The organism is Ruegeria sp. G12 (genome assembly GCF_056533565.1).
On the sequence record NZ_JBQFOO010000001.1, the window covers coordinates 552,350 to 571,552 of the forward strand.

Genomic DNA, 19,203 nt, shown 5'->3' on the forward strand with positions numbered 1-19,203 from the left:
GGATTAGAACGTCGCAACTGCAGCGAATGTCTCTTTTCGCGAGTTGCAGTGCTGCATCTAATTCGAGCACTCAAAGTCGGTTTCGGGCCGTCTGCCAAGGCGGCCTGGAACCACTGGATTTCAGTTGGCGCGTCCTCAAGCTCCACGCCGCGATGCCGAACTGTGCTCCCAATGACGGGGCGGCCTAGAACGGAGTTCGTTCCCAACGGAAAACCCACGCGGGTTGAGGTCGCAATTCTGCGTGGAACATCTGTAAATCCGTGGCGTACAAACCGGTGCCCTGTGGCCAGACGGTCCAAGTGGCCATACCTCTTGCTCTCTTCATTCGGGTTGCTCAGACAATTGACGCGCCTTTTTGTGCCGCTGTTTGCACCATACGAAGATAGCTGGAGACACTTGAATGTGCCGACGCGACCGCTTCGTAGTCCTTAGCCTCTAGCGCGGTCGCAACTGCTGCCAGTGATGTGCGGACAGCTTCGATCCCGTAAGAGACAGATCCTTGCTCGTCAGTAACGACGATGGCGCTGCCGACAGCGGAATAGCCTTTGCCTGTAAGGTCACTCGCAAGCCGTGCGATCAGGTCCCAGCCGACACGTTCCAGAACCCCTGAAGGTTTAAGTGCCTCCCAAATATCCGCGCGATCCCAGCGTGGCAGGTAAGGAACGGCATCCCGGATCACTTGGATCCTGTGCGTCACCTGGCTGAGCCCGCACGCATCGTAGGCCCGCGCGAACCCGGTGTTGCCAGCAACAGGCGGCGCGAAAGCGTAAACCACAATCGGAAGATCGGGCCATTTCGCTCGGACGAGCGAGGCGACCAGAAAGGTCATCGCTCCGCCTTTGCTGTGCCCTGTAATCACCAGTCCGCCCGAAAGCGAGGGGACGCGGGGCGCAAGTTCTCTTTCGATCCACGGCCACAAACGCATGGTGGCGGTTGCAAATCCGGTTTCGGCGTCATCGGCCCCTTGACCCCCAAAAGACCAGGGTTCGGGTTTGGCTTCGGCATCCTGGAGCCAATCTCTGATCCACCCGATAACGTCGTTTCGCTTCAGATTGGGTGATAACGTGCCGCGCAGGGCGAGCACCGCGCGACCGCCCGCAAGAGCTCCGATCAGAGCGGCGTCAATATCGTCAGCGCCGCAGGCTTCAAAGGCGGGCGTGTAGGTCTTGCTCGGTGCACTAAAACCGGCTGCATCCTGAAAAACGGGCATCACATCATATACGAAGGCCCGGTCGCCATCGCCGCATGTCTCACTGCGCAGGATTGGAGCCTGTGTACCCGGAGCGGTGGTCGCCCGGCGGATTTGGTACGCGCAAACACAGGCGTTCATCGCGGCCAAAGCGTCGGGCCAGGACAGCGGCTGATTCATGACGGCCTCACAGGTTTACCGCAAAGACTGTGCCACAGTTCTCGAGCGCCAACTTCGGCTGAAAAAATTCTGTCTACGCGGAGAGGAACGTGAGGTCGTGGCATCGGTCAGCCTCAATTATGTTGGCGCAAAGCGGGGCAAAGTGGGCCCAGTTTCGCTCGGAATATAGCGTTGGAGCCGACATCGTCCCGAATTTATTCGCAGAACTCAATACTGCGGTTTCTAAGCTGCTGGGAGAAGGTCGCACCGCCCTAGGTCGCTTCCAAACCTTCGCAGCTATATTGGGTGCACGCGCCGTCCCAAGTCTGCAAATGGTGACGAAATTAATGTCTGATAAATGCCTCTAAGGTGCCGATTGGCTTCGTTGTTCTTAGTATCGCAAATTGGTAATTTCGGCACGCCAGGCAAGCTCTGGTCATGAGCCGACGCACGCGCGACCACTGGGACGGGTCAAAGAAAAAGTGACATCAAAAAATAGCTTGTGGGACCTGTCGGGACCCTAGCAAGCTGTATACCCATCGGACTGCTTTTTTCTTGGCTCTGACCTGTTTCCGGTCATTCGCGCGACTGCAGCAAAGGCTCACATTAGGCCGCGCGTCTACATCGCGGGCAATATTAGTTGCGCAATGGCCGGGAATGACAGCTTAAAAAGGCTTCACTGCATCATCCGAAGAGACATCAAGGGTCCGAAATGCGTCGGCGCTATCTACCGCTGAGAATACCCTACAAAGGCCTGCAAAAGTGTATCCGGATTTTTCCAAGTGAGCACCGCGTTATGATCTTTGCCGAACGGGACCGGCTTCGATACCAAATCGATCTGCAACGCGATCTAACGCGTCGCGACAATGCGCTATGTCCTTTGCTGCGCTTGCTTTCATTCGCAGTAAACCTGCCATGCGGCGGGGCAGAGGGTACCAGCGGTCCAGATCAAGCCCGCAACGATCCAGGAGCATAAGCGGCAGGGTTTGCACCGCAATCACTTGGTTCATATAGGCCTGTGCCGCGGATGCCCCGACCCAGGCATTGCGGTTCTCTCGAAACAGCGCTTCTAGATCAAGAGCATAGAACCCCTGTCCACGCAGTTGGTTTCGATAAAGCAGATGCGTTACGAAGAACCCCGAGACGCTTGTAAGGAAGTGAAAAGCGTTGCGTGGGTTGATCGACAAAATGCAATCGTTTGGCGATACCAGTGGCCTCTCATTAGCAAATGTCCGAGCGCGGAAAAAGCTGCCGGTGCAATTCACAAAAATACTGCCTTCCTGAACCGCAACACTCTTGCCGCCGCGCAAACTCATTTCGGGGCCGGTCGGTGTATCCACGACATCCGTCAGATAATCATAGTGAATTGCCTCCACGCCGTTTTGGATCCTTTCGTGCTCATCTTCCGACTGAAGTCCGTAAAGAAACACGCCGTTTTTTGTGTGCGGATCAGTCGAATGCTCAGCGCGCAGGTGGGCGAGCGTATGATCTTCGTTTTCTCCGTCGAATTGAAGCGCAACGTCGCGAAACAGGCGTGACACCAATTCACCGGAGGTCCACCGCTTAAGGCCGGTCGGGATATACTTTGTCCGGTTGATGAAGTTGGTTCCCCGACCATTGATCAGGGTGACGCTTCGTTCGGGATTTTCGGCAAGTGCCGCCAGGATCGTATCCATTCCGGTCTTGCCGCCGCCGATCACGTAAACCTGCGCCTTGGGGTGATCTGCCAGTGTTTTGCGCAAGTCCTGCGGAATGATCGAAACAATGTTCTGACTGGAAAGCGACAAGGGCTCCGCCAAAGCGTAGTTCAGGCCCGGCGCATGTATCGCCCTTTTCGTACGTACGGTCTTTTTACCCGCTTCCGCGCCTGTTGGGTGGTAGTCTATCTCTGCGAGCGGCCCCTGGTCTGTCGTTACCTCTTCACAACGGCTTACGGTTTGGCCGAACTCTGTGGTCAGCGAAACGCGTTCACGAACCGCGTTCAGGGCACCGACCAGGTGATCCCGCACCTCGTCCCGTGCAGCCAGATAATGACGCGGCTTGCGCCAGTTCCATTTCAGATTCCCCACCGTGAACATCGGATGCGGTTGATGCAAGCGCACGTAGTCATAGGCGGTGTTCCACATGCCACCCGCCGTATCCTTTTCGTCAAGTAACAGAACCCGCGCTGTCTTGGGAAGATACTCGCACGCAGCGTTGAGAGCGTTCAAACCTGCAATTCCGGCACCGACGACCACAAGGTCGTAGTCCGGGTTCGATGCAGAAATTTTGGTATCAACGCGATCCTTATCAAGCATATGTGCCCCCCAACACTTCCCCTACGTCATCTTGCCGGAACAGATCTGACATGTCTTGGGAAATTTTGCCCATGCGATCAGGGATAACCCAAATTACAAACAGATTGGCGCAGGCCGAGGTGGCGATAGCTGCAATGTCGGGCAAGCTCGAAACGCAGATGCTTGCAATAACGCATTCTCGCGTGTTCACTTTCTCAGCCGTTTCAAAGGAATGATGTTATGAAGCTATTTATCCATGGAGTGCCGGATACGGGTTACATGTGGGGCCCTCTGATCAAGGCCCTCGGGTTAGCCGAGGAAGAATTCCTCGCGCCCACGCTGCCCGGCTTCGATGGAGCGACACCAAGCGGGTTTGCCGCAACCAAAGAGGCATACCTTGCTTGGGTGAGCCAGACATTGGTAGAGGTCGCAGCTTCACATGGACCGGTCGATATCGTGGGCCACGACTGGGGAGCACCCCTCAGTGCCATGGCAGCGCAACAGAACCCAGAGGCGGTCAGGACCTGGACCGTCGTGAACGCGGTGCCGGAACCCAGCTACGAGTGGCATTCCCTGGCTCGGAAATGGCAGACGCCGATTTTGGGTGAGCTCATGATGGCACTTGGCAGCACGAAGAAATTCCATCAGCAACTAGTTGCTGCGGGCATGCCCGAAACCATAGCTGATCACGAAGCCCCACGTATCGACAACCACATGAAACGCGCCATTCTTAAGCTCTATCGCTCGGCCAAAAACACCGCAGAGTGGTCAGCGGATTTTTCCGGCATCGCTGATCGAGGATTGGTCATGTGGGGCGCTGATGACCCATTTGTACCGATCAAGTTTGCAAAGACGTTCTGCGATCGCTGGAGCATCTCTTTGGCCGATGAAAAGGGCGTGGGGCATTGGGGTATTTGCGAACGTCCGGATGCTTTTGCGGCACACTTAAAACATCATTGGAACCGTTAGTTCGCTTTCAAGCATCGTTCACGGGCTGGAACTAGTAGGCGCCTGCGCTGGGCCGATCAGTACGACATTGGCCAAAGTTGCTGCGCTTCCGGTCGAATTCGAGGTCGGGAAATGGCGGTCCAAATGCCGAGCGTCACCCGTCAGTTATTTCCGCGGAAAACTATGATCGCAGGCACCCAGGAAACTGTTGTTGGTGAGAATATCGGCAAACTAAGCTATAAGTTATTCAGGTCATTGGATTTGGGGAGGGTTGAGTGCGCAAAAGGCAGGGGAAAACGGACGAAAAGAGGGGTGCCCGCCATCTTCTTGTATTGGGCCTGCTGGTCCTGACTGCCGGTTGTTATGATAAAGAGGCGGAGGCCACAAATGCCGCCGCACCGAAGGTTGTCGTCGCCCAGGCAACGACGGAAGAGGTGCCGCTTTTTCTAAAGTTGACCGGGCGCACCGAGTCTCCCAACACAGTGTCCATTCGGTCGCGTGTCGATGGTCACATTGAAACACGCCCCTTCAAAGAGGGCACGGATATCGTCAAAGGCGATACCCTCTTCGTAATAGATAAACGCCCTTACGCAACTGAACTCAGACGCCTCAAGGGCGAGCGAGACAAAAACCAGGCCGGTTTCGATTTTGCAAGCAGAGAGGAGGCGCGTTATTCCGCACTAGCGAGTGATGGGACGGTCGCGCAGGAACAGTTGGACAGGTCAACTACCGACGCGGCCCAAGCCAAAGGGGATCTCGACAGTAGTCAGGGCGCGTTGGACTCGGCGCAGGTCAATCTTGACTACGCAACCGTATCCGCCCCGATCAACGGGCGGATCGGGCGGGTTTATCAAGATATCGGTAGTGTCGTTTCGGCAAACGACACCGTTCTGACCGAACTGGTCCAGATGGATCCGCTGTTTGTCTATGTCAGCCCCAGCGAAACGCAGTTTCTAGAACTGGAAAAATACAGATCGGCAAACCCAAATCTGAAGGTTGAGGTGGCGTTGATTGATGGCAGCGTACACCCGCACGCAGGTGCGCTTGACTTTTCGGCACCGGGTCTTGACCCAACGACAGGTACGATCGCCGTGCGTGCCGTGTTTCCGAACCCGGAAAAAACGCTCCGCCCCGGTCAATATGCCAGCGTAAACATCCAGCTTACCAAGCAGTCAGGCCAGATCACCGTACCCTCTGAGGCTGTTGCACAGGATCAAGCCGGTTTCTTTGTTTTCGTCGTGGGTACAGATGACAAGGCCGAAATGCGCAGGGTTACCGTTGGCCGCAACTATGAAGGTCGCCGCATCGTCGAGACTGGGCTTAAGGACGGAGAAGCGGTGATCGTGCAGGGGCAACAACGCGTCCGATCGGGCATGGCTGTGGATGTCAAAAAGCCATTCGCAGACAAGGCTGATGGCTGAATGCTGAGCCGGTTCTTCATCTTCAGGCCCGTCTTCGCTTCGGTTATCGCGCTAGTGATTGTGATCGCCGGGCTAATTTCGATCCCGCTGCTGCCCGTTGGCGAGTTCCCCGAAGTCGTGCCCCCGACAGTTGTCGTCAGCGCAACCTATACCGGCGGCAGCGCCGAGGTCGTTGAAGAGGCAGTGACCATTCCCCTTGAGGAACAGATCAACGGTGTCGAGGGCATGGTTTATATGGCCTCGACCAGCTCTAACGACGGAACCTCGAACATAACGGTTACGTTCGAGGAAGGGTACGACCTGAGTATCGCAGCCGTAGACACGCAAAACAGGGTGTCCACGGCGATGGCGCAACTTCCGGACGAGGTCGTGGCCTCCGGCGTGACTGTTACAAAAGAGTCGGTTGACCTGATCATGGGGGTCAACCTCATCTCGCCAACCGGCCAGTTCGACGAATTGTTCATCTCAAACTACGCGGATATTCACATAACGGATCGCCTGAAACGTATCCCGGGTGTTGGTACGGTGATGGTTTGGGGGGAGCGGGTCTATGCCATGCGAATCTGGCTTGATCCCGAAAAGATGGCGAGCCTTGGCCTGACCACGTCCGATGTGTATGACGCGATCACAGAACAAAACCAGCAAGTTGCGGCTGGTGCGTTGGGTGCGCCACCCGTCGGTAACAACCAGAAATTCCAACTGACACTGACAGCGCAGGGCCGGCTGCAAAGCAAAGAAGAGTTCGAAGACATCGTTCTGGGCGTAGGCGAGGATAGTGCCGTCATCAGGCTCAAGGATGTGGCGCGTGTGGAATTGGGCGCAGAGGACTATTCCTTCAGTTCAACGCTCGATAGCAGCCCGACGGTGGGCCTTGGCATCATGCAGCTACCCGGTGCCAACGCCTTGCAACTGGCATCGCAGGTTCGCGAAACCATGGCCGAGCTGTCTCAGGATTTCCCTGAGGGTCTTGAATATACGGTTATCTACGACACCACGAATTTCGATCGTGAAGCCATTCGGGATGTGCTTTTGACACTTGGACAAGCCATCCTGCTTGTTGTTTTTGTCATCGTCATCTTCCTGCCAAACCTGCGAGCGGCGCTTATTCCGGTGATCACAATCCCGGTTTGTCTGATCGGCACTTTCGCGTTGATGCTGGCGCTGGGCTTTTCCATCAATCTGCTGACGTTGTTCGGCCTCGTGCTGGCCGTCGGTCTGGTTGTTGATGACGCTATCGTCGTGGTCGAGAACGTATCGCGGCACATCGAAAACGGCGAAAAGGACGCACAGGTAGCGGCCCGTCGCGCAATGGACGAGGTTACCAGCCCGATTGTCGCCACCTCATTGGTTTTGATGGCGGTTTTCATTCCTGTTGCCTTGATGCCCGGGCTGACAGGGAAGCTGTACCAGCAATTCGCCCTGACAATTGCATCCGCTGTTGCGATTTCGGCCATCAATGCCCTGACACTCAGCCCGGCCCTATGTGGGTTGCTGCTGGGTGGCGCACGACCAAAGGCAAAGATCATCCAGAAGTTCGATGTCGGATTTGCCTGGTTCACACGGCGTTATGAGGCGGTGGTTGGCTGGTTCATAAGGGTCTGGCAGCCAGTGGCGCTGGGTTTCGCTGCTTTGTTGGCGGGCACTGTCTATATGTTCACCGTCGTCCCCGCCGGATTTATCCCGAACGAAGATCAGGGCTATTTCATCATCAGTCTGGAAACGCCGGAAGGCACCGCGCTGGGCCAGACCCAAAAGGTCGTCGATGAGGCTTTTGAAATTCTGCATGATCTGCCCGGTGTCAAAGGCGTAATTACCTTCACCGGCTTCAGCATTTTGACAAACACATCCGCCCCCAACCAAGGCAACCTGTTCGCAGTTCTCGAATCCTGGGACCAACGGAAGGGTGCGGGTGAGGGCGTGACTGATATCATGGCCAAGGCGCAGGCGCAATTCGACGAAATTCCAGGCGGCGTACTTGCCACATTCAACCCACCCCCAATCTTTGGCCTCTCGCCCACCGGCGGGTTCCAGTTCGAACTGCAGGACACGACCGGTGGCTCGCTTCAGGAACTCGAGCAGGTGACAAGGGACATGGTCGCGGCCGGAAATGCCCGACCTGAGCTGTCTGGCCTCTACAGCCCGTTTTCCGCAAGCACACCGCAGCTACATATCGAGCTTGACCGAACCAAGGCCCTGACCGAAGGGATTTCAATTGGCGACGTTTTCGATGCGTTGCAGACGTTTTTGGGCGGCGTTTACGTCAATGATTTCAACGTCTACGGCAGAGTTTATAAAGTCTATCTGCAAGCCGACGTAGATGCCCGGCAAGCGGAAGAAGATATTGGTCGGCTGTACGTCCGCAACGACGCAGGCAGTATGGTTCCGCTCAGCTCTTTGGTTAAGGTTCAACCGCAGATCGGGGCGCGTAGCATCAATCACTACAACCTTTTCCGCTCGACCAGCATCAACGGTGCCGCCGGAGAGGGGCATAGTTCTAGCCAAGCGATCGCCGCCATGGACAGCTTGGCGAAACAGACGCTGCCCCGAGGGTACACCTATGAGTGGACGGGCAACGCCTATCAGGAAATCAAAGCCGGGAACGTCGCTCCGATCCTCTTTTCGCTGGCAGTCATCTTCGCCTTTCTGTTTCTGGCCGCCCAGTATGAAAGTTTCGTTATGCCCCTGATGGTATTGCTGGCGGTTCCGCTTGCGATATTCGGGGCTCTGGTCGCGCAGTGGCTGCGCGGCTACGACAACAACATCTATTGCCAGATCGGATTGGTCATGCTGATCGGTCTCGCAAGCAAAGGAGCCATCCTGATTGTCGAGTTCGCCCGACGCCGACGTCAGGAGGGTCTTACGATCGAGGACTCGGCGATGGAAGCCGCGCGTATCCGAATAAGGCCACTATTGATGACGGCCTTCGCTTTCATTCTTGGCGTCATACCGCTGGTGATTGCCAGCGGTGCCGGATCTGCGGCTCGCAGGTCCCTTGGGACGGCTGTCTTTGGCGGGATGATTGTCGCGACGGTCCTGAGCCTGGTGCTTGTACCGGTTTTGTATGTCGTCATTGAACGACTGCGAGAGCGTTTGACAAAAAGGCACGCGACCTCGGGGTGAATGGTTCGCGCGGATCCAATTCAATGGTCTTCTGGGCATAGCTGACACGCTGGAGAATGCTCAGACTCGTACCGAGGAATCTCAAAACTTTGAGGGAGAAACTGGCGCTTCGGAAACGTTGAATCCGACAAACCGGTTCGTTGAACTCAATCGAAAAGAACCCAATTCACCAGATGTCCTGCGGTCACTGATTTGTCGTTTTCCAGCATGGTTTCTGGCACTGTTTGACACAAGTTGAAGCCTGATGAGCGTGGGTAAAGTTGTGCCACTCCAGCCAGGGATTGATACTTTGCTGAGGTAGAACTTGACCGGTAGTGACCTTTGTCTCACGCTCACCGCGACACAAATCAAACGACGAACGAGCGGCCATTTTTGTTTCCCATGGCCGCTCGTTTCATTTCCGTCCGAACAAGGCAGCAGCCTTACGGTTATGCCATCACGAGGTTTGTGCGTGGTTCCCGAAATACATGAATTCTTTGTCCATTCCAGCGACCTCGCCCGCGTTGAGCGAGAGACTGGGACCGTCCAGCATCTTGTAGCTGGCTTGCGACTTAACCCACTCATCCGCGTCCTGAAGCGTCGTCAGAGTGTAGCTGGTTGTTTCGCTCAGATAGTGCGTTGGGATGATCACTTTAGGGTTCAGACGCGAAACGATGTCATCGCCTTGGCCGTAGCTCAGGATATGTTGCGAGCCATCGACCGGCAGGGTCAGAATGTCGATCTCGCCAATGGCATCCCAGAATTCCTGCGGCGGGTTGTGCCGGTTGTCGCCCCAGATCAGGGTTCGCAGGCCACCGGCCTCGATCACATAGACCACCATGTCCATATGGCTGACATTGTTGGGCGGGCAGGCCTCGACACCGAATTCGGCCAGGGCATTCGTCCAATTGTACCATCCCGGAGCCTTGCAGGCGTGTTTGTCGGCAAACCCGGTGATCTTGATGTCGGCGAATTCGAAATTGCCGACCATCCGGTCCAAAACCATAGTCGAGACAGGCCGGTGAATGGCGTCGTGATCGAAATGCGTATGGGTGGACATACAGATGTCGACCGGAGTTTCCGGGAATTCATTCTTGAACCACAAACCCCAAGCCCCGGACGGATCATCGCGCCACGGATCGAACAGGACCGTTGCCCCGCCCGGTGAAGAAAACTTCAAGGCACAATGGCCGTAGAAATCAATGCCCAGATCGCCTTCGACTGCGGTGCCGGTGGTCTTTTGCAGTTCGATGACGCCGTTGTTGTTGCCCGGCTGCGTCCAGTCGGTCGATTGCGCCTGTGCCGAAGTTGTGGACAAAAGCGAGGCAGCCCCGCCTACGCCCGCTGCTCCGGCCGCGATGAAGAAGGATCGGCGCGATAGGCCTTGTGTCAACTCGTCTTTCTGACCATTGATCAATGTTGGCTTGAGGTTAAGATCTTCTCTTTCCATTTTGTGTTTCCCCGTTGAAGTTGGGCTCTGCTTCCGGCCCGGGAAAAGCCTAACAGCACGTCGACTGTAAGCTGACATGGGAAAAGAAAGGGGAAAACATGGGGAAAAAACCCATGTTTACTGAATGGAAAGCAGCTTGCTGCGCAGGTTCTGGCCGGACTTTCTCAGTCCAAGCTTTTTCCGAATGTTGTTCCGGTGGAACTCAATTGTGCTTGGCTCGCGGGCCAAAGTGGCCGCGATATCCTTGGTGGTGTGCCCGCGCATGACCATCAGTGCGATCTCTTGCTCGGCGGGCGTCAGGTCTTCGATGACATCAGCCAGACGATCTGACACCGAGGATGTAACCGATCTTAGGTTGTCTTCCAGAAGGTCCAAGTACAGCATTGCGCGCGGGTTTCCGGTCAGACGGCCACGCAACTTTGCAACGACCGGTGCCACAAGGCCTTTTATCTTGCGAGCGACCTGTCTTTCGTATTCGTCCTTCGATTGCTCCACGTTCTCGAGAAGAACGCGCAAGGCAATATTTGCCTCTTCCAACTCGGCGGTGCGTTCATCTACCCGGTTTTCAAGCTGGTCCAGACTGTCCTGAAGCTGACGCTCAAGCCGCGCGCGGGTGTCTGCCTCGACCAGCAGTTTCAGGTCGGCCTCGATGACTCGTGCAAATTCCCTCAACCCCTCCAGAAACAACATCGCCTTGGGATTGCGCCGCGTGTCTAGAACGCAGATCGTACCGAACACAGTTTTGTCGGGCCAATAAAGCGGATAGCCGGCATAGAAACTCATGCCATGTTCCATGTCGTCATTGTCTGCCCACTCGGGATCGTTGGTGGCATCTTCCACCAGCAATTCGCCATGTTTCAAAACGCCGTGGCAATACAGTTTTTCATGCAGCTTGAACCGCAATCCGACCTTGTAGGGGCTGTCCTTCGTGTCGTTTGCAACGAACACAGAATGGTGCGGGGAATGCGTTCGCATGACCAGACTTGCAGGCACATCCGCCAAGTTGGCGATCAGATTTACAATTCGCTGCCAACTTTGAACCGTTTCCTTGGGTATCTCGGGCGTTTGTCGATCCATCTTGCCTTCCAGCCTTCTGACACTCTGTGAGCGAATTAATCTGTTCGATCGTTTGGCCAAGGGACCTCAATCTATCCCTGGCCGACGGCAAGCCGATGTATTCCCTGTTTTGCAGAACGGCTACTTGCGAACATCTTACCCGTTTCAAGACCAGTGTGTCATCGACCGGTGTTGAGGCAAAGTTGTAATACCAATCCGCCTGAGCCGACATTGGTTGAGTTGCAGGCGAGTTGGGCGAAGCCCTGCAATCGCATCGTTCGCTTTCAAAAGATGACAAAACTTGAGCGCTGACATACTCTTACCTCATGAGACCCCGCCTTGCCGTGATCTTGATGGCCGACATGGTCGGCTACACATCCGCGATGGAGGCGGATCAGTCGGGCGCAATCGAGTTGGTCCGTGAACTTCGGGATAGCCACCTGGAACCCGAGGCCGTGCGACGCGGCGGCGAGATACTCAAGCGGATGGGCGATGGGTGGATCATAGCTTTTCCATCGGTGTCAGCGGCTATCGAAACCGCCCAGTCCGTGCAACTGGCATTGGTCAGTCATGAGAAAATAAGACTGCGGATGGCTGCGCATCTGGGCGAAATCGTTCAGGATGAGACCGACATTTATGGTGCAGGCATCAACATCACTGCGCGCCTGCAGACCGAGGCACCACCGGGCGGTGTGATGATCTCGGAAGACCTCAAGCGGCAGTTGGACGAACGGCTTGCCGAGGGGTTCAGCGATGCCGGGACCTTCGATCTGAAGAACCTCGCAAATCCGGTGAACGGGTTTCAGTGGCGACCCAAAGCGACGCGCGACATTGCGCATACCGATTTGCCCTCGATTGCAGTGGAGCCGGTTACAAGCGCCCCGGAAACACAAGAGACGCTTGAGGTCTGCGCCGATTTGCAAGAGCAACTGGTTCACAGGCTTTCGCGCCGCACCGGCGTGCGCGTGATCGCAACGGATGCGACATTCGAGACCGAGGCGACCTATAGCCTGAAGTGCAGGTTGCGATGCAGAAACCGTGAGGCACGGATATCTTCAACCCTGACCCGCCTTGGCGACGGGCAGGTGACTTGGTCACGCTTTTTGAACGGAGATGCGCAGGACCTGTTTGAACTGACCGACCGGGCCGCTGAACAGCTTTCAGACGCATTGCGCTTACAGATCAACGCCTTTGACGGCGACCGGTTGAGCGACATTCCGGACGATCAACTTAGCCCCAGCGAGCTGAGATCCCGCGCGGCCATGCTGTTCTATCGTGCCACCGTCGAGGATTATCACAATGCCGGTAAACTGCTCGAGCGGGCGCTGCGCCTTGATCCCGAGAACGGGTCCGGGCTTGCCATGTGGTGCGAGGCCAAACTGTACCCGTTAGAGGCCTGTTATCGCGAGGCTGGTCCGGACCTGCGCATGCGGATCATCGAGGCAGCGAATAAGGCTGTACAGGCCGCGCCACGCTCGGACTATTGCTGGTACACGCGGGCGCAGGTGCGCGCGCGCCTCGCGGGTGATCTGCATGGTGCACGGAAGGACATTGAGCGGGTTATTCGGCTGAACCCGAGCTACGTTCTGGGTATGGAGGCCAGCGGTTACACCGAACTTATTGCGGGCAACTGGGAGGCTGCCCAGAAGAGTTTAGCTGACGCTGTCGATCGCTCCGCCGAAGATCCCTTTCTGCCCTATCGGCTTTATCCGCTGGCGATTGCCCACATGATGGCAGGCGATCAGCAACGAGCGATTGAGGCCATCTCGGACGCGACGGAAATGCGCCCGCACTCCCGGCATTTGTGGTTGGTGACGGCGTGGATTCTCAGAAATTCGGGGCGACAGGCCGATGCCGAAACAGCTGCGGAGCGGGCCGAAACGCTGCCAGAGAAGGCAGATATCCTCGCCCAAAACTTACATCTGCCTGACCCGGTCAGAGAGGCCATAGATCTGCCCGTCGGACCAATCCCGGCATAGCCCATCGGAACTACCCTGCGCCGAAGCATAAAGCGGGGGCTGGAAAGGCCCCCAGCGATTTCAGGTTTCAGCCGGCGCATAACTCCCGTCTTCGCGGTGCACCTCGCGCCCACTTAGCGGTGGGGTGAAGACGCAGACAAGCCGCAAGTCAGCGTCTGTAGCCCGGACCACGTGCCGGTCATGCCGATCCAGTGCATAGAGGGTGAACGGTTCAAGGGGATACCAGGTTTCGTGGTCAAACGCCCTGACCTGACCCTTTCCCTCGATGCAATAACACGCCTCTAGATGATGGGTGTATTCAAGCTCAAGCTCTGCCCCCTTTTTGATGATCGTATCCGTCAGAGAAAACCCCATTCCATCAGAGGCCAGCAGCAACCTTCTGCTGCTCCAACCCGGGCCGGAAACGTCCCGATCTGTTTCAAGGATGTCTCTCAGTGCCGTAACGATCATGTTTCACCGCCTATTTGTTAACGTACCGCGCGATTCATACCACCATCGGACAGAATACTCTGCCCGTTGATATATCGGGCTGCGTCGCTGGCGAGAAACACGCAGGCTTGCCCAATTTCTTCGAACGTTGCGGGCCGCTGGGCGGGGATTTCCCGACGGGCGCGTTCGGAAAGGTTCACGTTTTCGCAGAACCCAGGGAGCAGGTTGTTCATGCGGATGTTGTGTCGCGCGTAACGGTCCCCGTAAAGCTTTGAGAAACTGTGCAATGCGCCGCGCAACATGCTCATAGGATAGGGCGCACGTGGTTCGACCGCGTTCATGGACGAGATGTTTACGAAAGCGCCGCCGCCTTGTTCGATCAGAATAGGGGTGACGATGCGGGCGATTTTGACGACGTTCAGCACGTACATGTCCAGACTTTCGTGCCACAATTCGTCGCTGAGTTCCAAAAGCGGCCCATCAAAGTCGGGATCAAATCCCACCGTCTTGATGGCCTCCGGCACCGTTCCGCCGTGGCCCATGTTGCTGACGATTGCATCTATTCGGCCATACTTGCTCATGGTGTCGTCGATCATTGCTTGCAGATCGTCCACATCCAGCACCGAGCCTCGGCGACCAATCCCTCCAAGCTCCTCAGCCAGTTCTACAGACCGGTTGGACGGAGACATCAGCGAGACTTTGTATCCAGCCTTTGCCATTTCGATGGCGCAGCCCCGACCGATCCCTTGTCCTGTGCCTGTCATCAGAGCGACTTTGACCTCGGGCATGGTGTTTCCTTTCGTTGAGCGCATAGCGTGTGAGGTTTTTTGAGCTGAAATCAGTGTAATTGCGCAGGTACAAACGCACCTATCGAGTTTTTGAGGCTTTGCTGTTAGATTTCCTCACATGGCAGAAAACCTCAGGCACCTTCGTGCCCTTCAAGCCTTTGACGAAACCGCGACCCAGTCTAGCCTGACCAAGGCAGCGGATGTTCTGAACGTCACCCACGGGGCGATCAGTCGGCAGATCAAGCTGCTGGAACTGCACCTCGGCGTGACGCTGTTTCACCGTCGCCCCAATGGCGTTGAGCTGACCAAGGCCGGGGAACGCCTGCATCAATCGACACGCGGGGCGTTTTCTGCCCTGCAACTGGGCGTCATGGAGGTGAAGCGGTTACATCACCGCCAGTCGATTACGGTGTCTCTGTCCACATCGTTGGCGCTCAAATGGCTGGTCCCGTTGCTCAGTTCGTTTCAGCAGGAACATCCGGGTATCGCATTGCTGCTGGACACCAATGATGCCTTCGCGGATTTCGATACGTCCGAGGTAGATGTCGCCCTGCGGTTTGGGGAACCCGGTTGGGATGGGCTGTATCATGAGCAAATACGAAAAGAGGAACTGGTTGTCGTTGCTGCGCCGTCTCTTGTGCAGAAAACGCAGTTGCCAATGCGTGCCTGCGATGTGGCCGACCTGCCATTGCTGCAAGATACCTTCAACGTCGGTTGGGAAAGCTGGGCCGCGCAAGTTGGGCTTGGAACAGATCGGATCAGTGCGCAGAGCATCAAATACGTGGACAGCGCGGTTCTGTTGGAGGCGGCGATAGACGGCCAAGGCGTGGCGTTGGCCAGGCATCTCTTGGCAGAGAGGGATTTGGAGCTCGGTCGGCTGATCCGCCTGGATGAAACCAGCGTTCCCTTGGACCGAGCGCTCTACTTTGTCTGCCGCCCCGGCGATCAGGAGCGGGTCACGGTGAGAATTTTCAAGAAATGGCTCATGTCGATTTGAGTTGTGCTTTCAAATCGGAACCCTTCGAAAGCGGTTGATGGGGCATGAAACTCCGAAGCCGGCTTAGGCGCAGAGCGTGCGAATTCACCCCCAACAGCATGAGGAAGATCACCGGCTTTGGGTTGTTTTCATTGCTTAGGAAAACTGAATCTACCTAGGTTTCGATGGGCGCAATCGACTGGTACGTCTGCCTCAAAAACGGCGCGTGCTTGTGGTTGAGCGCGCGCTTGCATTTCTCATATTGACCGAGATCAGCGATACAGTCGGTGAATTGTCCGGAACCCGAGGCCTCGCATCAATGGTGGTGATGGCCGTGTCCGCCGTGATGGTGCGGATGCCCGTGGCCGTTTCCATGCGGATGCTGGTTGGGGGCGGGTTGATACAGCCGATTGGGATAATACGGGCCATAGTGACATGCCGGGTCCTGAGGCGCGTGATAGCAGTACGGTCCCGGAACGGGATGGTAAGGGTGGTACGGATGGTAATACTGGTTCCAGTAGGCGAACCACGGATAGGCTTGGTAATGGTTTTCCCAATAGGCCTGACTGAATTCCACAATCGCAATTCCCAGAGCGGCGGCAACAACTGGGTTCATGACTTTTTTTGTGCCGTCGCTTTCGGTCAGAATGTAATTGGATGAAATCCAGCCTCTGGCGCTATTCCACCCCGTGTCGCACCAGCTATAGCCTGTCTGGCAGCCATAAATCTCGATCGTCGCATCTTGCGGCAACGTCGCGACAACAGGGTAATTCGTGCCAGGTCCGGCGCGCATGTGGACTGATGTGGTTGTGAAACCCTGTGTCTGGGACAGGGCGGCGGTTGCCAGTAGCGGCACAAATAGAGCGATCTTAATGGTGAGCAGCAATTGTTTCATCGGATTCCCTGTTTGAATTTGGGTTTTGCAGAAACTACAGCGTTCATCGCGATTTCAGTCAAGGTTCTCGTGTCCCCGTTCATGCTAGCTTTCAATCAGACCCGGTTGTGCCGCTTGACGGACCTCTCAAAGCCTTTTTACTTTGCCGGATGCTCGGGCTTGTGAACGGCACGCAAAGCTTGGCGTATCAGGTTCAAGTTTTTCACCTAGAACTTGCAATCGATTTCGTTAGGGTCTGACTTCAAGATGCACAACCTCGCAGAACATTTTGCAAGTCTTGTTGAAAACTACGGGCTCATTGCCTTGTTCCCTACGATTTTCTTTGAGACGTTTGGATTGCCCTTTCCGGGCGAAAGCGCCTTGGTTGCAACATCGGCGCTTGCGGCAAAAGGGTCTTTGAATATCGTCGCGGTCGCAGTGGTTGCAACTGTTGCGGCCATTGCCGGGGATAACGTTGCCTACTTAATTGGGCGCAGATATGGCCGAGCGGCCATACTGACCTACGGGGCGCGTTTCGGTATCACAGAGGCAAAGTATGAAACCGCAGAACGCGTGATAGAGAAATACGGGGCCTATGTTGTGGCTTGCGCGCGTTTCTTCGTGTTGCTGCGGCAACTCAATGGGTTGGTTGCTGGATCCGCAGACATGCCATGGGCAAAGTTTTTCATTGCAAACGTGGTGGGCTCGGCTGTTTGGGTCATTTTCTGGACTACACTCGCATATCAGTTCGGGCAGCACCTTTCTCTGCTACACAACGTTCTGCATCACATTTCGCTGGTCGGAGCCGTTTTGATACCCGTGCTCTTAGTACTGATATTTGTATTTGGCCGCGGCGCGATGAAAAGGGCCTGATCCCTTGGCGCAAAAACAACCCGCATTTGACAAAGTACAGCATAGTTGGGCTTTGCGATTGCCCTAGGGACAGCAGTGAATCCATTGTGCTGGTTGCTACTTTTTAGCTCGCGCCAACATTGCCCAACGGTGCGGACTTGGCGTTTGAACATGACACCTCTACCGGCCCGTCTGAAACCGGTTCGAAGTAATCCGACGCCCCCTCAGCGGATCACAAACGGGTTCGACATCGGCTGATCTGACGTGTTCAGCCAGACTGTTTTGGTTCGCGTATAATCGTGAATGGCCTCGACACCGGCTTCTCTGCCGTAACCGGATTGATTGTAGCCACCGAAAGGTGCAATCGGTGATACAGCGCGGTATGTGTTGATCCAGCAAATTCCCGATTTCAAACGAGATGAAACGCGATGGGCGCGGGCGACGTTTTCGGTGAAAATGCCGGATCCAAGCCCGAACGGTGTGTCGTTGGCCAATGCGATGGCTTCCTCTTCCGTCTCGAAAGGCAGCAGCGACATGACGGGGCCGAACATCTCGACCTTCAGCGTCTCGGTTTCGGGGCTTGTGCATTCCACCAGCGTCGGGGCCATGTAGTTGCCCGCCCGATCCAGCGGTGCCCCGCCAAAACGGATGCGCGCGCCTTGGTCTGCGGCCTTGGCCAAGGTTGCCTGAATTCTGGCAACCTGAGCTTGGGTGCAGAGTGGGCCGACATGTGTGGAAGGCTCCAAAGGGTCTCCGACGATGGCACCCTGCATCTTTTCTTCGACCTTGGCGGTGAGGGCTTCCAGAACCGGGCGGTGTATCAGCCCCCGAGAACCGGCCACGCAGCTTTGGCCCGTGGCACCGAAGTTTCCCGCAATCAGGCCGTTGGCCGCGCCATCAAGATTGGCATCGTCAAAAACGATGATCGGAGATTTGCCACCCAACTCCAACGTGGTCACCGCGAAGTTCTCAGCCGAGTTGCGCACCACATGGCGCGCTGTCTCGGGCCCGCCGGTAAAGGCGATCCGGTCCACGTCCGGGTGCCGGGTGAGGGGGATGGCACAGTTTTCCGCATCTCCAGTGATGACCGACACAACACCCGGCGGAAATCCGGCTTCATCGATCAGGCACGCGAACTCCAGCAACGGTGCAGGCGCAATTTCGGATGCCTTCAGTACGACCGAACAACCGGCGGCAAGCGCCGGTCCAAGCTTGGTTGCGGTCAGGAACATCTGGGCGTTCCAGGGCACGATTGCGACCACCACACCGATGGGTTCGCGCCGGGTAAAGACGTGCATATCCGGCTTGTCGATTGGCAGCACTGCGCCTTCGATCTTGTCCGCAAGCCCCGCGTAATAGCGGTAGTAGTCACCGACATAGGCCGTCTGGGCTGCGGTTTCGGCCAGTAGCTTTCCGCTATCCGTCGTTTCTAGCTCGCCAAGACGTCTGGCGTTTTGCTCGATCAGTTCCGCAAGACGGAACAACAGCTTACCGCGTGCAGTTTGCGTCATGTCGCGCCATTCCGGGTCATTCAGTGACCGACGCGCAGCCGAGATGGCACGGTCCACGTCCTCGGGCGCGGCGCAGGCGAAACTGGACCAGTCCTGACCCGTCGCAGGGTTTTGCGAGTTCATCACCTGCCCGCGTGCCCCCTCGGTCCATGTGCCATCAATGTAGAGTTGAAAGTGTGGTTTCTGCATCGCCGTA

At 56.2% G+C, this 19,203-nt stretch carries 14 protein-coding genes; 6 read left to right on the forward strand and 8 right to left on the reverse strand.

Annotation, left to right across the window (positions count from 1 at the left end; translation table 11 throughout):
• Nucleotides 1-334: 334 nt before the first annotated feature.
• Both ACR0JN_RS02725 and ACR0JN_RS02730 read right to left on the reverse strand, forming a co-directional pair.
• Nucleotides 335-1,369 carry a lipase family protein gene (locus ACR0JN_RS02725; RefSeq protein WP_480884024.1) on the reverse strand — a complete coding sequence of 345 codons (1,035 nt, stop codon included), beginning with the start codon at nt 1,367-1,369 and terminating at the stop codon, nt 335-337.
• A gap of 773 nt (nt 1,370-2,142) precedes the next feature.
• A complete protein-coding gene (locus ACR0JN_RS02730; protein WP_480884026.1) occupies nt 2,143-3,645 on the reverse strand; it encodes an FAD-dependent oxidoreductase in 1,503 nt (500 codons plus the stop codon).
• A 219-nt stretch (nt 3,646-3,864) separates the two neighbouring features.
• On the opposite strand from ACR0JN_RS02730, the gene ACR0JN_RS02735 reads away from it, so the two are divergent.
• The 3 genes from ACR0JN_RS02735 (at nt 3,865) to ACR0JN_RS02745 (ending at nt 9,113) form a co-directional block, all read left to right on the forward strand.
• Nucleotides 3,865-4,593, forward strand: a complete 729-nt coding sequence (locus ACR0JN_RS02735; protein WP_480884027.1) for an alpha/beta fold hydrolase — start codon at nt 3,865-3,867, stop codon at nt 4,591-4,593.
• Between the two features lie 254 nt (nt 4,594-4,847).
• Nucleotides 4,848-5,993 carry an efflux RND transporter periplasmic adaptor subunit gene (locus ACR0JN_RS02740; protein ID WP_480884029.1) on the forward strand — a complete coding sequence of 382 codons (1,146 nt, stop codon included), beginning with the start codon at nt 4,848-4,850 and terminating at the stop codon, nt 5,991-5,993.
• Nucleotides 5,994-9,113: an efflux RND transporter permease subunit gene (locus ACR0JN_RS02745; RefSeq protein WP_480884031.1), complete on the forward strand. Its 3,120-nt coding sequence runs from the start codon at nt 5,994-5,996 to the stop codon at nt 9,111-9,113.
• Nucleotides 9,114-9,549: 436 nt separating this feature from the next.
• Here ACR0JN_RS02745 and ACR0JN_RS02750 read toward each other — a convergent pair whose 3' ends face one another.
• The gene (locus ACR0JN_RS02750) at nt 9,550-10,542 is read right to left on the reverse strand and encodes an MBL fold metallo-hydrolase (protein ID WP_480884033.1); all 993 of its coding nucleotides are present in this window, start codon (nt 10,540-10,542) and stop codon (nt 9,550-9,552) included.
• Between the two features lie 117 nt (nt 10,543-10,659).
• Nucleotides 10,660-11,619 (reverse strand): LuxR C-terminal-related transcriptional regulator, encoded by a 960-nt coding sequence (locus tag ACR0JN_RS02755; protein ID WP_480884035.1) that lies wholly within the window; start codon nt 11,617-11,619, stop codon nt 10,660-10,662.
• A 305-nt stretch (nt 11,620-11,924) separates the two neighbouring features.
• Between ACR0JN_RS02755 and ACR0JN_RS02760 the strand changes: the two genes are divergently transcribed.
• Complete coding sequence (locus ACR0JN_RS02760) at nt 11,925-13,577, forward strand: adenylate/guanylate cyclase domain-containing protein (protein ID WP_480884036.1); 1,653 nt, start codon at nt 11,925-11,927, stop codon at nt 13,575-13,577.
• Between the two features lie 60 nt (nt 13,578-13,637).
• Here ACR0JN_RS02760 and ACR0JN_RS02765 read toward each other — a convergent pair whose 3' ends face one another.
• Together ACR0JN_RS02765 and ACR0JN_RS02770 are read right to left on the reverse strand one after the other, a co-directional pair.
• The gene (locus ACR0JN_RS02765; RefSeq protein ID WP_480884038.1) at nt 13,638-14,027 is read right to left on the reverse strand and encodes an ectoine synthase; all 390 of its coding nucleotides are present in this window, start codon (nt 14,025-14,027) and stop codon (nt 13,638-13,640) included.
• A 17-nt stretch (nt 14,028-14,044) separates the two neighbouring features.
• A complete protein-coding gene (locus ACR0JN_RS02770; protein ID WP_480817477.1) occupies nt 14,045-14,794 on the reverse strand; it encodes an SDR family oxidoreductase in 750 nt (249 codons plus the stop codon).
• Between the two features lie 118 nt (nt 14,795-14,912).
• Between ACR0JN_RS02770 and ACR0JN_RS02775 the strand changes: the two genes are divergently transcribed.
• Complete coding sequence (locus ACR0JN_RS02775) at nt 14,913-15,791, forward strand: LysR substrate-binding domain-containing protein (RefSeq protein WP_480884040.1); 879 nt, start codon at nt 14,913-14,915, stop codon at nt 15,789-15,791.
• A gap of 295 nt (nt 15,792-16,086) precedes the next feature.
• On the opposite strand, the gene ACR0JN_RS02780 is transcribed toward ACR0JN_RS02775, so the two are convergent.
• Complete coding sequence (locus ACR0JN_RS02780) at nt 16,087-16,665, reverse strand: SH3 domain-containing protein (RefSeq protein WP_480884042.1); 579 nt, start codon at nt 16,663-16,665, stop codon at nt 16,087-16,089.
• A 246-nt stretch (nt 16,666-16,911) separates the two neighbouring features.
• Between ACR0JN_RS02780 and ACR0JN_RS02785 the strand changes: the two genes are divergently transcribed.
• Nucleotides 16,912-17,517, forward strand: coding sequence for a DedA family protein (locus tag ACR0JN_RS02785; RefSeq protein WP_480884044.1), 606 nt, complete (start codon nt 16,912-16,914; stop codon nt 17,515-17,517).
• 203 nt (nt 17,518-17,720) lie between these two features.
• On the opposite strand, the gene ACR0JN_RS02790 is transcribed toward ACR0JN_RS02785, so the two are convergent.
• Nucleotides 17,721-19,196, reverse strand: coding sequence for an aldehyde dehydrogenase (locus ACR0JN_RS02790; protein WP_480884046.1), 1,476 nt, complete (start codon nt 19,194-19,196; stop codon nt 17,721-17,723).
• Between the last annotated feature and the right edge of the window lie 7 nt (nt 19,197-19,203).

Bases quoted from the DNA above. Each gene is read 5' to 3' on its own strand.
- ACR0JN_RS02725 (WP_480884024.1), bottom strand. From the start codon at position 1,369: ATGAATCAGCCGCTGTCCTGGCCCGACGCTTTGGCCGCGATGAACGCC.
- ACR0JN_RS02730 (WP_480884026.1), bottom strand. From the start codon at position 3,645: ATGCTTGATAAGGATCGCGTTGATACCAAAATTTCTGCATCGAACCCG.
- ACR0JN_RS02735 (WP_480884027.1), top strand. From the start codon at position 3,865: ATGAAGCTATTTATCCATGGAGTGCCGGATACGGGTTACATGTGGGGC.
- ACR0JN_RS02745 (WP_480884031.1), top strand. From the start codon at position 5,994: ATGCTGAGCCGGTTCTTCATCTTCAGGCCCGTCTTCGCTTCGGTTATC.
- ACR0JN_RS02750 (WP_480884033.1), bottom strand. From the start codon at position 10,542: ATGGAAAGAGAAGATCTTAACCTCAAGCCAACATTGATCAATGGTCAG.
- ACR0JN_RS02755 (WP_480884035.1), bottom strand. From the start codon at position 11,619: ATGGATCGACAAACGCCCGAGATACCCAAGGAAACGGTTCAAAGTTGG.
- ACR0JN_RS02760 (WP_480884036.1), top strand. From the start codon at position 11,925: ATGAGACCCCGCCTTGCCGTGATCTTGATGGCCGACATGGTCGGCTAC.
- ACR0JN_RS02765 (WP_480884038.1), bottom strand. From the start codon at position 14,027: ATGATCGTTACGGCACTGAGAGACATCCTTGAAACAGATCGGGACGTT.
- ACR0JN_RS02770 (WP_480817477.1), bottom strand. From the start codon at position 14,794: ATGCCCGAGGTCAAAGTCGCTCTGATGACAGGCACAGGACAAGGGATC.
- ACR0JN_RS02775 (WP_480884040.1), top strand. From the start codon at position 14,913: ATGGCAGAAAACCTCAGGCACCTTCGTGCCCTTCAAGCCTTTGACGAA.
- ACR0JN_RS02780 (WP_480884042.1), bottom strand. From the start codon at position 16,665: ATGAAACAATTGCTGCTCACCATTAAGATCGCTCTATTTGTGCCGCTA.
- ACR0JN_RS02785 (WP_480884044.1), top strand. From the start codon at position 16,912: ATGCACAACCTCGCAGAACATTTTGCAAGTCTTGTTGAAAACTACGGG.
- ACR0JN_RS02790 (WP_480884046.1), bottom strand. From the start codon at position 19,196: ATGCAGAAACCACACTTTCAACTCTACATTGATGGCACATGGACCGAG.